Here is a 14,725-nt window from a genome sequence, read left to right as displayed (position 1 = left end):
CAGGCGCTCCGTACCGGGAGTTATTCTTCCTGCTGGCTCTGCCATGAGCCAGCCAACATGACGAGAATTTCAATGCAAAGCTTAACCTCTCTACTGGGCGCGATCCCTGCGCTTGATGAAAATGCAATGGCGCGCGCGCAACTCCATATTGATGGCCTGCTTAAGCCGCCGGGAAGCCTTGGACGCCTTGAAGACCTGGCCGTACAGCTCGCGGGAATGCCCGGTCTTGAAGGCGTGCCGCAGGTGAAAAAGAAGGCGCTGCTGGTGATGTGCGCCGACCACGGCGTTTGGGATGAAGGGGTGGCGATTTCGCCCAAAGTGGTGACTGCGATTCAGGCGGCGAATATGACGCTGGGCAAGACCGGCGTTTGCGTGCTGGCGGCGCAAGCAGGGGCGGAAATGCATGTGATTGACGTCGGGATTGATGCCGAGCTGATTCCTGGCGTTATCAATATGCGCGTGGCGCGTGGTTGCGGAAATATCGCCGTCGGCCCGGCAATGAGCCGTGGTCAGGCCGAAGAGCTGCTGTTGGAGGTGATTCGCTATACCCGTGGGCTGGCGGAAGATGGCGTCACGCTGTTTGGCGTTGGTGAGTTGGGGATGGCGAATACTACCCCGGCGGCGGCGATTGTCAGCGTTCTGACCGGTAGCGATGCGCAAGAAGTGGTGGGGATTGGCGCGAATTTACCGCTGACCAAAGTCGGTAACAAAGTGGAAGTGGTGCGTCGAGCCATCGCCGTTAACCAGCCTGACGCGAATGATGGTCTGGACGTGCTGGCGAAAGTAGGCGGTTTTGATTTATTGGGGATGGCGGGCGTGATGCTGGGCGCGGCTTCCTGTGGATTGCCGGTACTGCTCGATGGCTTCCTGTCTTACGCGGCGGCGCTGGCGGCGTGCCGAATTGCGCCGGAAGTGAAACCCTATCTGATACCGTCGCACTATTCGGCAGAGAAGGGCGCACGCACGGCGCTGATGCACCTGGAGCTGGATCCGTATCTCAATATGGGTATGCGCCTGGGAGAAGGCAGCGGCGCGGCGCTGGCCATGCCAATTGTCGAAGCGGCCTGTGCGATGTACCACGATATGGGCATGCTGGCGGCAAGCAATATTGTGTTGCCAAAAGGCTGAGGAGATTTGCGGGGACGGTGCTAAGCCGTTCCCGTGAAAGGTCTGGGATTTGCGGAACGCAGAAACAAAAAAACACCCTTGAGGGTGTTTATGATGTTGGTTGCGGGGGCCGGATTTGAACCGACGACCTTCGGGTTATGAGCCCGACGAGCTACCAGGCTGCTCCACCCCGCGTCCGTCTTTACTCTTCATCGAGTAAACTTGCATCAGATTTTAATTGGTTGCGGGGGCCGGATTTGAACCGACGACCTTCGGGTTATGAGCCCGACGAGCTACCAGGCTGCTCCACCCCGCGTCCGTCATTACTCTTCCATCGAGTAACGTTACTTCTCTGATTTTAATTGGTTGCGGGGGCCAGATTTGAACTGACGACCTTCGGGTTATGAGCCCGACGAGCTACCAGGCTGCTCCACCCCGCGTCCGTGGAAGCGCACTATACTCTGCTAACGTTTTGATGCAACCCTTTTTCATAGAAATCGTCAATTTTGTAAGAATTGATGCATATGGAAGCATTGTTAGTCTGTTTTTTGCGCAAAACTGTCTTTGCCGTGCCTAAGCGCATTTCATTAGCCCTGGGGGTTTGTTATCTTCATCACGCACCCGGGCTTAGTTGCATAAAGAAGAGATACCATGAAAGGACGTTGGGCAAAATACGCAGTAACAGGGGCAATGCTGGCAATGCTGGCCGCCTGTTCCTCAAAACCGACCGATCGCGGTCAGCAGTATAATGAAGGCAAACTCACCCAGCCGTTTTCATTGGTTAACCAACCTGATGCGGTCGGCTCACCGATTAACGCTGGTGACTTCTCCGAGCAGGTGAGCAAAATCCGTAGCGCCTCGCCGCGCCTCTATAATAGTCAGAGCAACGTCTACAACGCGTTGCAGGATTGGCTGCGCTCCGGCGGTGATACCCGCACGCTGAGCCAGTTTGGTATCGATGCCTGGCAGATGCAGGGGACGGACAACTACGGTAACGTCCAGTTTACCGGCTACTACACGCCGGTGGTGCAGGCGCGCCATACTCGCCAGGGCGAGTTCCAATATCCGATTTACCGTATGCCGCCCAAGCGCGGTAAGCTGCCGTCCCGCGCCAGCATTTACGCGGGTGCTCTGAGCGACAACTACATCCTGGCCTACAGCAACTCGCTGATGGACAACTTTATAATGGACGTGCAGGGCAGCGGCTATATTGATTTTGGCGACGGTTCGCCGCTGAACTTCTTTAGCTATGCCGGGAAAAACGGCTGGTCCTATTACAGCATCGGTAAGGTGCTTATCGATCGCGGCGAAGTGAAGCGTGAAGATATGTCGATGCAGGCGATCCGCGAATGGGGTGAAAAGCACAGCGAGGCGGAAGTTCGTGAACTGCTGGAGCAGAACCCGTCGTTCGTCTTCTTTAAGCCGCAGTCTTTCGCGCCGGTGAAAGGCGCCAGCGCGGTGCCGCTGATTGGCCGTGCATCGGTCGCCTCCGATCGTTCGATTATTCCTGCGGGAACCACGCTGCTGGCGGAAGTGCCGCTACTGGATAATAACGGTAAGTTTAACGGCCAGTACGAGTTGCGCTTAATGGTTGCTCTGGACGTTGGCGGTGCGATTAAGGGTCAGCACTTTGATATTTACCAGGGCATTGGCGCAGATGCCGGGCATCGTGCCGGTTGGTATAACCACTATGGTCGCGTATGGGTGCTGAAAAGCGCGCCGGGCGCTGGCAACGTCTTTAGCGGTTAACGCGCAGCTCCGGGAATATTCCCCGGTACTACGGTTGGTCTGGTAGCCCGGACAGGCGCAACGCGCCGCCTCCGGGAATTTCCACTTATTCTGAGGTTTTATGTCTGTTGTAATCAGCGATGCCTGGCGTCAGCGTTTTGGCGGTACGGTGCGTTTATATGGTGAAAAAGCGCTGCAGTGTTTTGCCGATGCGCATGTCTGCGTGGTCGGTATTGGCGGCGTAGGTTCCTGGGCGGCGGAAGCGCTGGCGAGAACTGGGATTGGCGCGATTACCCTTATCGATATGGATGATGTCTGCGTGACTAACACCAATCGCCAGATCCACGCTCTGGGCGGTAACGTCGGGCTGGCGAAAGCCGAGGTGATGGCGGAACGCATTCGCCTGATCAACCCCGAGTGTCGGGTGACGGTGGTGGACGATTTTGTCACCCCGGAAAACGTCGCGGAGTATCTCGGCGTCGGCTTTAGCTACGTGATTGACGCCATCGACAGCGTGCGCCCGAAAGCGGCGTTGATCGCTTACTGCCGTCGCTATAAGGTGCCGCTGGTGACCACTGGCGGTGCGGGTGGGCAAATCGACCCGACGCAAATTCAGGTCGCCGATCTGGCTAAAACCATCCAGGACCCGCTTGCAGCCAAGCTGCGCGAGCGGCTAAAAAGCCAGTTTGGGGTGGTGAAGAACAGTAAAGGTAAGCTGGGCATTGATTGCGTCTTTTCCACTGAAGCGCTGGTGTATCCGCAGGCAGACGGCAGCGTGTGCGCGATGAAAAGCACCGCCGAGGGTCCAAAACGGATGGATTGCGCATCCGGATTTGGCGCGGCAACGATGGTGACCGCGACCTTTGGTTTTGTCGCCGTCTCCCATGCATTGAAGAAAATGCTGGCGAAGATGGCGCGTGAAGCGGCGGCTTCTGTCGGGTAATTCCCCGGAGGCGGTGCTGCGCACCTGTCCGGGCTACAAAATCGCACTAACCCGTAGCCCGGGCAAGGCGCGTCAAGCGCCGCCCCCGGGGTGAGCTTAAACCTCGCGGGCGGCGGTGAGAACAGCCTCGCTCAGCGCATTCAGCCCTTGGCTGCGCGAGGCGCTGAGCTGACTGCGTAGTCCCAGCTCATCAAACAGCGTCAGCGGGTCCCGTGCCAGCAGTTCCCCGGCGTTTTTCCCCTCAATGGCGGTTAATAACACCGCCAGCATGCCGCGCACAATGCGGCCTTCGCTATCGCCGTAGAAATGCAGTTTGCCCTCGGCATCAATGAAATAGCCCAGCCAGACGCGGTTTTCACACCCGGCAATCTCTTTGGCACGGGCTTTCAGATCGTCCGGCAGCGCCGGAAGCTGCTTACCGAGTAAAATCAGCTGGCGGTATTTATCCTCCCACTGGGTGAGTGGAGCGAAGGTCTGGCGCAAGGCCTCTTCAGTAATGCGGGTACCAAAAGGGTGAGAAGTCGTCATCAATCCACCAGTATTTGCAGGGCGCGGTCAACGGCGTGCACCAGCGCATAAACATCGTCTTGCGTATTATAAGGCGCAAACGAGGCTCGCAGGGTACCGCTGACGCCAAGCGCCGCCAGCAGCGGCTGAGCACAGTGTTGACCGGCCCGCAATGCGATGCCGGACTCCGCCAGTAGCGTGACCATGTCGCTATGGTGCACGCCGTCAAAATCAAACGCCAGCAGGCTGGAGTCCTGGCAGCGGAAGGAACGGAAGCCCGGACGCTTTGCCAGCTCCTCTTCCGCCAGCGTTGCCAGGCTGCGGCTCCAGCTTTCCGCTTGGGCAATATCGGTTTCTTCCAGCCACTCCAGCGCCGCGCTCAGGCCAATCACTCCGGCGATATTCGGCGTTCCTGCTTCGAAGCGGTAAGGCGCAGGCTGGGTTTTAAAGCCGTCGAAGGTGACTTCAGTAATCATTTTCCCGCCGCCGAGCCAGGGCGACATCTCGGCCAGCAGTTTGCTTTTGCCATACAGCGCGCCGATGCCGGTTGGCCCGTAAAGCTTATGACCCGAGAAGGCATAAAAGTCGATATCCAGCGCCTGTACGTTCGCCGGGAAATGCACCGCGCCCTGCGCGCCATCCACCATCACTACCATATTGGCAGCGTGGGCCAGATCAATCGCCAACGCCAGATCCGGACAGCCGCCGGTGACGTTGGACATCTGGCCGATAGCCAGCACCCGGCTGCGCGGCGTAATCAGGGAACTCAGTTGAGCCACATCCGGCAGGCGATTGGCCGCAAGCGGAAGCTTCACCACCCGGGCTCCGGTCTGCTCTGCGGCCATCAGCCACGGAACCAGATTGGCGTGATGCTCAGCTTCGCTGACGATAATTTCATCGCCCGGCTTCAGACGCGGACGGACGTAGCTCTGCGCCACCATATTGATGGACTCAGTGGTGCCGCGCGTCCAGACAATATCTTTGCCGGAAGGGGCGTTAAGCAGCGCCGCCACGCGTTCGCGCGCATCTTCATAGCGTTCGGTTAAGCGTTGAGCAGCGGCGAACTGGCTGCGATGGACGTTACCCGCGCTGAGCCGATAAAACTGGTCGCTGGCCTCGATTACCGCCAGCGGCTTAAGCGCCGTTGCTGCGCTATCAAGATAGACGCCAGCATCGGCCAGCGCCGGGAACTGGGCGCGAAATTGGACGGGGTTGAATGCGTTCATGAGCTCCTCATTTTGATTCGGCGATCGTCGCGCAAATCGGCTGGCGATACAAGGTTTGTGCTAACGAGTGGAATTTTCTGAATGTGACTTCGGCGGTGTAAAAGATGGTTATGCTGAATAGTGTTGGGTTTGCGTTTTAACCTGGTGATGAATGAATCATAAACAGTATAAATAGTCGTAAGGAGAGAAAGATGAAAATGAATAAGACTGCCGCCATTATTTCTGCCTGTGTGCTGACCTTCGGTCTGAGCGCCTGTTCTTCCAACTACGTGATGCACACTAATGACGGGCGCACCATTGTGACGGACGGGAAACCGCAAACGGACAATGATACCGGGATGATTTCCTACAAAGATGCCTGGGGAAACAAGCAGCAGATTAATCGCTCAGATGTAAAACAGTTGGGCGAACTGGATAAGTGATTGACATTTAGCAGGCAAAAAAAAGCACCGCGCATTGCGGTGCTACATTAAATCACTATGGACAGACAGGGTAAATGTACAGGAAGTGAAAAAGGGGTAGCTTAGCTACCATGGTCCGCACACACAGACCAATTGCAAACACAACAACACAACATCACAACCGTAAGCCAAAAGCTTGTTGGAACACGCATTCCAAAAAAAGCTCTTCGTTCCGGCTCAGGAAGTGCCGCCACTATAGGTATTTGCTGGTAGAACCTCAACGGACAAATTATAATGGCTCAGATAAAAAAAACTAATAGGTTAACTGTTGTTTCCTGTTTGTTAAATTGCCTTAACATCTAAGCCAGAATAACTATGTCAAAGCGTTTGCCACCTCTGAATGCATTACGTGTTTTTGATGCAGCCGCACGTCATCTTAGCTTCACTCGCGCCGCCGATGAGCTTTTTGTGACCCAGGCCGCAGTCAGCCACCAAATCAAGTCCCTGGAGGATTTCCTCGGCCTCAAGCTGTTCCGTCGACGCAATCGTTCTCTTCTTTTGACGGAAGAGGGACAGAGCTATTTTCAGGATATTAAAGATATTTTTTCCCAGCTCACCGAGGCGACCCGCAAGCTTCAGGCACGAAGTGCAAAAGGGGCGTTGACCGTCAGTATGCTGCCCAGTTTTGCCATACAGTGGCTGGTGCCGAGACTCACAAGCTTTAACTCAGCTTATCCGGGAATCGATGTCAGAATCCAGGCGGTAGACCGTCAGGAAGACAAGCTGGCGGATGATGTCGACGTGGCGATTTTTTATGGCCGCGGCAACTGGCCGGGGCTGCGCGTTGAAAAATTATACGCCGAATGTCTGCTCCCGGTTTGCTCGCCATTGTTGCTTACTGGTGACAAAGCGTTGAAAACACCTGCCGATCTGGCGCAACATACGCTGTTACACGATGCTTCCCGTCGCGACTGGCAAACTTATACCCGCCAGTTGGGTCTAAACCATATTAATGTGCAACAGGGACCGATTTTTAGCCACAGCGCAATGGTGCTGCAGGCCGCAATCCATGGACAAGGTGTCGCTCTGGCCAACAACGTGATGGCGCAGTCCGAGATTGAGGCAGGCCGTTTGGTCTGCCCGTTTAATGATGTTCTGGTCAGCAAGAATGCGTTTTATCTCGTTTGTCATGACAGTCAGGCTGAACTGGGTAAAATAGCTGCCTTCCGCCAGTGGATTCTGGCAAAAGCGGCTAATGAACAAGAAAAATTTCGCTTTCGTTACGAACAATAAATCATTGTAGGGTAATCACATGACCAGCCGTTTTATGCTGATATTCGCCGCGATAAGCGGTTTTATCTTTGTGGCTCTGGGCGCTTTTGGTGCGCATGTTTTAAGTAAAACGATGGGCGTTGTGGAAATGGGCTGGATCCATACCGGCCTGCAATATCAGGCTTTCCACACGCTGGCAATTTTTGGTCTGGCGGTGGCGATGCAGCGCCGTATCAGCATCTGGTTTTACTGGAGCAGCGTGTTTATGGCGCTCGGTACCGTTCTTTTTAGCGGCAGCCTGTACTGTCTGGCGCTATCGCATTTACGCCTGTGGGCGTTCGTTACGCCGGTGGGAGGCGTCTGCTTCCTTGCCGGTTGGGTATTAATGTTAATTGGTGCAATTCGTCTGAAACGTAAGGGCGTTGTTCATGAATAAAGTTGTCCTCTATTGTCGCCCTGGGTTTGAGAAAGAGTGCGCAGCAGAAATTACCGATAAGGCTGGCCGCCTTGAGGTATTTGGTTTTGCCCGAGTCAAAGACGACTCCGGCTATGTAATTTTTGAGTGCTATCAGGCTGAAGACGGCGAAAAGCTGGTGCGTGAACTGCCGTTCAGTTCGCTGGTGTTTGCTCGTCAGATGTTTGTTGTCAGCGAGCTGCTGCGCGACCTGCCGCCGGAAGACAGGATCACTCCGATTGTCGGGATGCTGCAGGGCGTGGTCGAAAAAGGCGGCGATCTGCGCGTTGAGGTCGCTGATACCAACGAAAGCAAAGAGCTGATGAAGTTCTGCCGTAAGTTTACAGTACCGCTGCGTGCGGCGCTGCGCGAGGCGGGGGTGTTGACCAACTATGAAACGCCGAAACGCCCGGTGGTGCATGTGTTCTTTATCGCCCCCGGCTGCTGCTATACCGGCTATTCGTTGTCCAATAACAACTCGCCGTTCTATATGGGTATTCCGCGCCTTAAATTCCCGTCTGACGCGCCGAGCCGTTCAACCCTCAAGCTGGAAGAGGCGTTTCATACCTTTATTCCGGCAGATGAGTGGGATGAGCGTCTGGCGAACGGCATGTACGCGGTAGATCTCGGGGCTTGTCCCGGCGGCTGGACCTATCAGCTGGTGCAGCGCAACATGTGGGTCTCCTCGGTGGATAACGGCCCGATGGCGCAAAGCCTGATGGATACCGGGCAGGTGACCTGGCTGCGTGAAGATGGCTTCAAATATCGTCCGACGCGCAACAACATCTCATGGATGGTGTGCGATATGGTGGAAAAACCGGCGAAAGTGTCGGCGCTAATGGCGCAGTGGCTGGTGAATGGCTGGTGTCGTGAAACTATCTTTAACCTTAAGCTGCCGATGAAAAAACGCTATGAAGAGCTATCGCGCAACCTGGCTTATATTCAGGAGCAACTGGACGAGCACGGCATTAACGCGCAAATCCAGGCGCGCCAGCTGTATCACGATCGCGAAGAAGTGACCGTTCACGTGCGCCGCCTGTGGGCTGCCGTCGGTGGTCGTCGCGACGAACGCTAGTTTTGTCGATTTTGCAGGCCGGATAAAGCGTTAAGCCGCCATCCGGCGCTGCAAATAGCCATTATGACTGCGATACATCAGAAACAATATGCGTCACATCATTCAGATGGCCGATCCGCGCCTCCCCCGAACGATTAAATTTGCTCTTATCAATCAGCAGTAACGATTGCGAAGCCCGCTTCAGCAGCAGCGATTTAAAATCGGCATTGACCGTATTCGAGTCCCAAAGCGCGCCGTCGCTATCGATGCCTTCACACGAAAAAATAAACAGGTCGATTTCCAGCGATTTGAGCTGCGAGATAAGCGACGAGCTGACGTAACAGCCATATTTGCGCTGGAGCGTACCGCCGGAGCAGGTGAGCTGAATATTTTCGCGCTTGCTCAATTCCTGGCAAATCGGCTGGCTATTGGTAAACACATGAAGGTCGATATCCGGCAGCTGGCGGGCCAGATACCAGCAGGTTGAGCTGGCATCAAGGGCGATAACCATCCCTTCTTCTATCCACGCAAGGGCTTCACGCGCGATATCTGCCTTGTGGGCGTAATGGCTTTTAAGACGGATGTGAAAAGGGTCGCCGCTGTCCTGGTTTTCCCGATGAATCACTTTTGCCCGACCATGGTTGCGCAGCACTTTCCCCTGGGACTGGAGTTCGCTGAGGTCGCGACGAATGGTTTCCCGGCTGACGTTAAGCTGTAACGATAAGGCTTCGGTGGTCAGGCTGGTATGGTTCATGAGCAGGTCTAGAATCGCTTGCTGTCGTGCCGCTTTCATTTTTCTCACCCTGGCGTTCGAGGAGCGCCCGCATTGGACGGGCGCTGCGGCATGAGATTACGGCGTTACCCCTTTTTTTAAAAGAATATTCCCGTACTTGGCACGCTCACCTGTGATAACGATCGCAAAGGCTTTTTGCGCCCGCTCGTAGAAGGCAAAGCGGTCGATGCGGGTGATATCGGGGCAGGGTGCAGAGCCTGAAAGCGCATCGCGATAGCGCGTTTCAACCTGCGGGTCGAGCGTATCGCCTTCTACCGCAGCCATCATCACCAGCGGCGGGGCGTAGCTGTCGAGTTCAAATAACGGAATGATGGCTTTCAACAGATCGCTAACTAACAGCCCGTCGGCGCGAATCACCTGCGGCCCCATGCTGTGCGCCGGGAAGTGGGCATCGGAAAAAATAATCTCATCCCCATGCCCCATTTCCGCCAGCACTTTCAGCAGTTCTGGGGAGATTAACGGTGAAATAGTCTTTAGCATCTCAAATTCCCTCAATCAGTTCGGGTTCGGTTTGCGGATAAAAATAACGGTATTCGTAGCTCACCTGCGCTCTGGCCCGTTCCGGGCTGGTAAATTCACCGACGCCGTACCAGCCGAACATTGCCGCTCCGGCCACGGTGGTTTCGGCATCATCCAGCACCTTAATCGGAATATCGAGCATATTGGCTTTGATCTGATTCCACAGCGCGTTACGGCTGCCGCCGCCGACCAGCAGCAGTTCGGTCGCTTTAAAGTGGCCAATTTTTTGTAGCGTTTGCAGGTTGCGCGCAAGCTGTTCCGTTAACCCTTCCAGCGCAGCGCGATAGAAATGACCGCGAGTGGTGTTGAGCGTCACGCCCTGCCACCCCGCGTTTTGGCAGGCGAGCAGGTCGCATTGCATCTTCACGCCTTCAGCACCCTCAGGAATAACTCGCGCCTCTTCAATCAGCGTCTGCCACGGCGTTTCCGACGTCCACAGCAGCTTGCGCACCCATTCGAGCACGCCGGAAGCCAGCCATTGCATGCCCGGATTATAGAGATCTACCTGGCTATCCAGCTCGCAGGTGGAGCCAGCGTAGTGGCTAAGCAGCGGCGTGTTGACCTGGGCGCTGCGCACCATCAGAATTTCCCAGGTGCCGGATGAGAGTACCGGTTCATCCTGCTCTGCGCCCGCGCCAAACAGCGCAAACTGCGTGTCGTGTCCGGCGGAGATAACCGGAATACCGGTGGGTAAGCCCAGCAAGTTCGCGGCATCAGATTGCAACGTGCCTATTTTCTCGCCCGCTTCGACCAGGCGGGGAAAGAGGCGGCGCGGCAGGCCGGTGGCTTGTAAGATTTCCGTGCTGAAATCCCGCTGGTGGATGTCCAGCATCTGGCTGGTGCCCGCCATCGTGATATCGGTGGTGAATTCCCCGGTCAGCCGGTGGTTGATGAGCGAGGAAATAAACAGCCAGGCGTGGGCCTGCTCCAGCAACTGCGGGTGGTTCTCTTTCAGCCATATCAGCTTGTACAAGGTGTTGAAGCTAAACGCGCCGACGCCGGAGATTTGCTGGAGCTGCTGCGGGGGCATAAAACGGCTGATACTTTCCATAACGGCTGCGGTGCGCGGGCATTTCCAGCTGATCACCGGATAGAGCAGCTCGCCGTGTTCATCAACCAGCGCGCCATCGACGCCGAAGGTGGTGACCGTGATGCCGCGAACCCGACAGGAGGACAGTTCGCTGCGAATCTGCCGACAGCACTGTGCGAAGCGTTGCACAATGGCCTCCAGCGACCACTGGTGCCAGGCGCTGTTCTCCACGGCAATATCGCTGGCGTTTGCGGTGGCGGCACGGGCAATAATTTTTCCTTGTCGGTCAACGGCAATCGCCCGTACGTTGGTGGCGCCGCAGTCGAGAACCAGGATGACGTCTTGTTTCATATATAACTCCATAAACGTCGCCGGATGGCGCTGCGCTTATCCGGCCTACGGTTCACGCGCCCGTAGGCCCGGTAAGCTTGCGCCACCGGGCAAAGCCGCATTAACGCTTGTACAGCGGGCCATAGTTCTGGCAGGCGCGGTAATCCTGGCCTTCTGTGTCCATGCCGTGCGCAGACCAGGTGGAAGGGCGATAAATTTTCGCCTCTTCGACGTTATGCATGCACACCGGAATACGCAGCATAGACGCCAGGGTGATAAAGTCGGCGCCGACGTGGCCGATGGTCAGCACGCCGTGGTTAGCGCCCCAGTTCGCCATCACTGAATAGACGTCGGAGAACGGGCCTTTACCGGTCAGGCGCGGTGCAAACCAGGTGGTGGGCCAGGTGGAGTTGGTGCGGGCATCAAGCTGGTCGTGCATCTCTTTCGGCAGCTCAACGCTCCAGCCTTCGGCGATTTGCAGTACCGGACCAATGCCTTTGATGATATTCACGCGGGTCATAGTGAACGGCACGCCGCCTTCGGTCAGGAAGCGGGAAGAGAAGCCGCCGCCGCGGAAATATTCATGAATCGCCGGGCACCACTCGGTGGCTGCCAGGCAGGCGTCGGCCTCCTGTTGGCTGATTTCCCAGTGTGGTTTCATGGTCGGTTTGCCGTTGTCATCTCGCTGTTTACAAGATCCATCCAGCGCCGCCGAGCCGGAGTTGATCAGGTGGATAATGCCGTGCTCAGCCAGCCCGGTCAGCGGTTTTCCGGTGACGCGTTCTACCGCTTCCGGCGACCAGTAGGTGCGGACGTCGGCAAACACTTGAGCGGTACCGGTTAGCTGATGTCCCATCAGCATTACCACTCCGTTGAGGCTGTCGTTCTCGGTGGCGACGACAAACGGCTCACGTACGCCGTTCCAGTCGAATGAACTATTGAGCAGCGCTTCGGCGGTATCGCCGTTGGGGTATTGATCGGTCCAGTGACGCTGGCCCTGGAAGCCGGCGGCGATGGCGTTATAGCCCAGCGACTCTTCCACCAGCCCTTTTTCCGCCAGCTTCTTGTTGCCCTGCATCATGTCGCGGATGCACATCGCCATCAGCAGGCTCTCTTTGAGCACCGCGCGGCTCTGCTCTTCATTACGCTTATACTGCTGCGCGTTCTGGTCTTCGCCATAGCGGAAGTTTTTATCCGCCCACGCCAGTGCCATTTCCAGCTCGGTTTCGTCATAGATTTTCTGATCGATACGGCGGCGCAGTTCGGTCATATCCACCGCTTGCACCTTCATGCCCAGCCAGGATTCGAAGAAGTTGTGATCGACAATGGAACCGGCTATCCCCATCGACACGCCGCCGACGGAAAGATAGCTTTTGCCTTTCATGCTGGCGACCGCTAAACCGGCGCGGGCAAAGCGCAGCAGTTTTTCTTCGACATCTGCCGGAATGGAGGTGTCATCGGCATCCTGCACGTCATGACCGTAAATGGAGAATGCCGGAATGCCTTTCTGGCTGTGCGCCGCCAGCGCTGCCGCAAGATACACCGCGCCAGGGCGCTCGGTGCCGTTAAAGCCCCAGATGGCTTTTGGGCGCAGCGGGTCCATGTCGATCGTCTCGCTGCCGTAGCACCAGCACGGAGTGACGGTAATGGTGACACCGACGTTGTGGCTGCTGAATTTCTCTTCACAGGCGGCGGATTCGGCCATTCCCGCGATACAGCTATCGGCGATCACGCATTCAATTTGTGCGCCGCAGGCGTGGCGGAGTTTCTCGGTGATAAGCGCGGCGGTGGCTTTCGCCATATTCATGGTTTGCTCTTCCAGCGACTCGCGCACTCCCATGCGACGTCCATCAATCACCGGGCGAATACCAATTTTCGGTAAGCTGATTTTTTTCATTACAGATTCCTCACGTTATTCGGATAAATGTTTAGTTAGCTGCCGTTTGTGAACGGAAACGGGCAAAGATGAAGATGATGGCAAAGCAAAGTGCCGGAATGAGCTCTGCGGTCGTAATACTGCCTGCGGCGTCGCTGACAAAACCCATGACCGGGGTGACGATGCCGCCGCCAATGATGGTCATGACGATGAAAGAGGAGCCGTATTTGGTGTCCTGTCCCAGATTTTTGATACCCAGCGAGAAGATGGTCGGATACTGAATCGACATAAATGCGCTACACAGCGTCAGGGCCAACAGGCCGATTTGGCCGCCCGTGAAGGCTGAAATCAGGCACAGGATCATGGCAAGCAGGGCGTAGGCTGCCAGGACTTTATGCGGCGCAAAGCGGCTGACAAGCCAGGTACCGGTGAAGCGACCGATAAAGAAGCACACCATGGTGCCGGTCAGATAGTTGGCGGCAAAGCCTGGGGTCATGCCGGGGATCTCTTCGATAGCGTAGCGAATCAGATAGCTCCAGCAGGCGGTTTGCGCGCCGACGTAGCAGAACTGCGCCAGTACCGCCCAGCGCCAGTGGCGAATGCGCACCAGGCGGCAAAACGATGCTGAAAATGAACTCTGTCCGACATCACTATGATCATCACTTTGCAGGGCTGGGAATTTGGTCAACATAATCAGCAGAGCGACCAGTAAGACGACCGCGACGATGATCATATAAGGGGTTTGTACCGATAACACCAGGCTGTGCTTATAGGCGCTGAGCTGTTCGGGCGCCATTTTATCGAGCACTTCCTGAGATTGATGCGGCACGTTAGACAAAATAAGACTTTGCCCAAAGACGACGGCGATAATGGCACCAAAAGAGTTAAAAGTTTGCGCCAGATTAAGTCGGAAGTGTCCACCACTTTCTGGCCCTAAAACGGTAACAAAAGGATTCGCCGCCGTTTCCAGACAACCTAAGCCTGCGGCGATAATAAATAATCCAATCAGGAATAAGGTGTAGTTCATCACTTCGGCGGCTGGCCAGAATAATGCTGCGCCTAAAGCATATAAGAATAATCCGGTAATAATCCCTGCTTTGTAACTTAATTTTTTCATCAAGATCCCCGCAGGGATAGGAATGACGAAGTAGCCAAAATAAAAAGCGGATTGGATTAGTCCGGCCTGAAAATTAGTTAGCGTAAAAGCTTGTTGAAATTGGGGTAATAAGATGTCATTCAGGTTATTGGCGACCGCCCAAAGGAAAAATAGCGAGCACAGTAAGGCGAAGGGAATAATGTAGCGCTTGCTTTGCCCTGTATCTACCGCACGAAAACTCTGCGTTTGTATTGTTGTGTTTCCCATAGCATCCTCATTGGTTCAGAAGCGTGTTCAGCAGCATTAGAGTGTGGTTGGTTATACCCACCAGACCGCAAAAATCAGGGGAGTTCCGGTGACGGTGTAAACAGTGAAATAAACATCACGGA

The 14,725-nt window shown here is 55.6% G+C and carries 14 protein-coding genes and 3 tRNA genes; 7 read left to right on the top strand and 10 right to left on the bottom strand.

The features are described 5' to 3' along the window. The first annotated feature begins 72 nt into the window (after positions 1-72). Complete coding sequence (gene cobT / locus HV127_RS01235; protein WP_182234610.1) at positions 73-1,128, top strand: nicotinate-nucleotide--dimethylbenzimidazole phosphoribosyltransferase; 1,056 nt, start codon at positions 73-75, stop codon at positions 1,126-1,128. Between the two features lie 97 nt (positions 1,129-1,225). Here the strand turns inward: cobT and HV127_RS01230 are convergent. The 3 genes from HV127_RS01230 to HV127_RS01220 all read right to left on the bottom strand — a co-directional run bounded on the left by HV127_RS01230 (position 1,226) and on the right by HV127_RS01220 (position 1,547). Then, a tRNA-Met gene (locus HV127_RS01230) sits at positions 1,226-1,302 on the bottom strand. 44 nt (positions 1,303-1,346) lie between these two features. Then, positions 1,347-1,423: transfer RNA gene (locus tag HV127_RS01225), tRNA-Met, on the bottom strand. Positions 1,424-1,470: 47 nt separating this feature from the next. Next, positions 1,471-1,547: transfer RNA gene (locus HV127_RS01220), tRNA-Met, on the bottom strand. Between the two features lie 211 nt (positions 1,548-1,758). Between HV127_RS01220 and mltA the strand changes: the two genes are divergently transcribed. Both mltA and tcdA read left to right on the top strand, forming a co-directional pair. Further along, positions 1,759-2,856, top strand: a complete 1,098-nt coding sequence (mltA, locus tag HV127_RS01215; protein ID WP_182234608.1) for a murein transglycosylase A — start codon at positions 1,759-1,761, stop codon at positions 2,854-2,856. Positions 2,857-2,956: 100 nt separating this feature from the next. Next, positions 2,957-3,778: a tRNA cyclic N6-threonylcarbamoyladenosine(37) synthase TcdA gene (gene tcdA / locus HV127_RS01210; RefSeq protein WP_182234606.1), complete on the top strand. Its 822-nt coding sequence runs from the start codon at positions 2,957-2,959 to the stop codon at positions 3,776-3,778. 96 nt (positions 3,779-3,874) lie between these two features. On the opposite strand, the gene csdE is transcribed toward tcdA, so the two are convergent. Then, complete coding sequence (csdE, locus tag HV127_RS01205) at positions 3,875-4,306, bottom strand: cysteine desulfurase sulfur acceptor subunit CsdE (RefSeq protein ID WP_182234604.1); 432 nt, start codon at positions 4,304-4,306, stop codon at positions 3,875-3,877. Continuing rightward, positions 4,306-5,511, bottom strand: a complete 1,206-nt coding sequence (gene csdA, locus HV127_RS01200; RefSeq protein ID WP_182234602.1) for a cysteine desulfurase CsdA — start codon at positions 5,509-5,511, stop codon at positions 4,306-4,308. The genes csdE and csdA overlap by 1 nt, the downstream gene beginning before the upstream one ends. A gap of 197 nt (positions 5,512-5,708) precedes the next feature. Here csdA and HV127_RS01195 point away from each other — a divergent pair, with 197 nt between their 5' ends. The 4 genes from HV127_RS01195 (at position 5,709) to rlmM (ending at position 8,713) form a co-directional block, all read left to right on the top strand. Beyond that, entirely contained in the window at positions 5,709-5,933 is a 225-nt protein-coding gene (locus HV127_RS01195) for a YgdI/YgdR family lipoprotein (protein ID WP_014226620.1), read from the top strand. Between the two features lie 354 nt (positions 5,934-6,287). Further along, positions 6,288-7,205 (top strand): glycine cleavage system transcriptional regulator GcvA, encoded by a 918-nt coding sequence (gene gcvA / locus HV127_RS01190; RefSeq protein ID WP_182234600.1) that lies wholly within the window; start codon positions 6,288-6,290, stop codon positions 7,203-7,205. 19 nt (positions 7,206-7,224) lie between these two features. Then, positions 7,225-7,620 (top strand): DUF423 domain-containing protein, encoded by a 396-nt coding sequence (locus HV127_RS01185; RefSeq protein WP_112213909.1) that lies wholly within the window; start codon positions 7,225-7,227, stop codon positions 7,618-7,620. Beyond that, a complete protein-coding gene (gene rlmM / locus HV127_RS01180; RefSeq protein ID WP_110275899.1) occupies positions 7,613-8,713 on the top strand; it encodes a 23S rRNA (cytidine(2498)-2'-O)-methyltransferase RlmM in 1,101 nt (366 codons plus the stop codon). The genes HV127_RS01185 and rlmM overlap by 8 nt, the downstream gene beginning before the upstream one ends. Before the next feature lie 61 nt (positions 8,714-8,774). On the opposite strand, the gene fucR is transcribed toward rlmM, so the two are convergent. The 5 genes from fucR to fucP form a co-directional block, all read right to left on the bottom strand. Continuing rightward, positions 8,775-9,485 (bottom strand): L-fucose operon activator, encoded by a 711-nt coding sequence (gene fucR / locus HV127_RS01175; RefSeq protein WP_181485067.1) that lies wholly within the window; start codon positions 9,483-9,485, stop codon positions 8,775-8,777. A 57-nt stretch (positions 9,486-9,542) separates the two neighbouring features. After that, entirely contained in the window at positions 9,543-9,965 is a 423-nt protein-coding gene (fucU, locus tag HV127_RS01170) for an L-fucose mutarotase (protein ID WP_112213906.1), read from the bottom strand. 1 nt (position 9,966) lies between these two features. After that, the gene (gene fucK, locus HV127_RS01165) at positions 9,967-11,385 is read right to left on the bottom strand and encodes an L-fuculokinase (protein WP_182234598.1); all 1,419 of its coding nucleotides are present in this window, start codon (positions 11,383-11,385) and stop codon (positions 9,967-9,969) included. Positions 11,386-11,485: 100 nt separating this feature from the next. Next, a complete protein-coding gene (gene fucI / locus HV127_RS01160) occupies positions 11,486-13,261 on the bottom strand; it encodes an L-fucose isomerase (RefSeq protein WP_182234596.1) in 1,776 nt (591 codons plus the stop codon). Positions 13,262-13,292: 31 nt separating this feature from the next. Then, positions 13,293-14,603 carry an L-fucose:H+ symporter permease gene (fucP, locus tag HV127_RS01155; RefSeq protein WP_182234594.1) on the bottom strand — a complete coding sequence of 437 codons (1,311 nt, stop codon included), beginning with the start codon at positions 14,601-14,603 and terminating at the stop codon, positions 13,293-13,295. Between the last annotated feature and the right edge of the window lie 122 nt (positions 14,604-14,725).

Origin of the sequence: Klebsiella sp. RHBSTW-00215 (assembly GCF_014103785.1) — a bacterium.
Taxonomy (GTDB): Bacteria; Pseudomonadota; Gammaproteobacteria; order Enterobacterales; family Enterobacteriaceae; genus Klebsiella.
The sequence above is the reverse complement of the archived record's forward strand: the minus strand, read 5'-3'. Positions and strand labels throughout refer to the sequence as shown.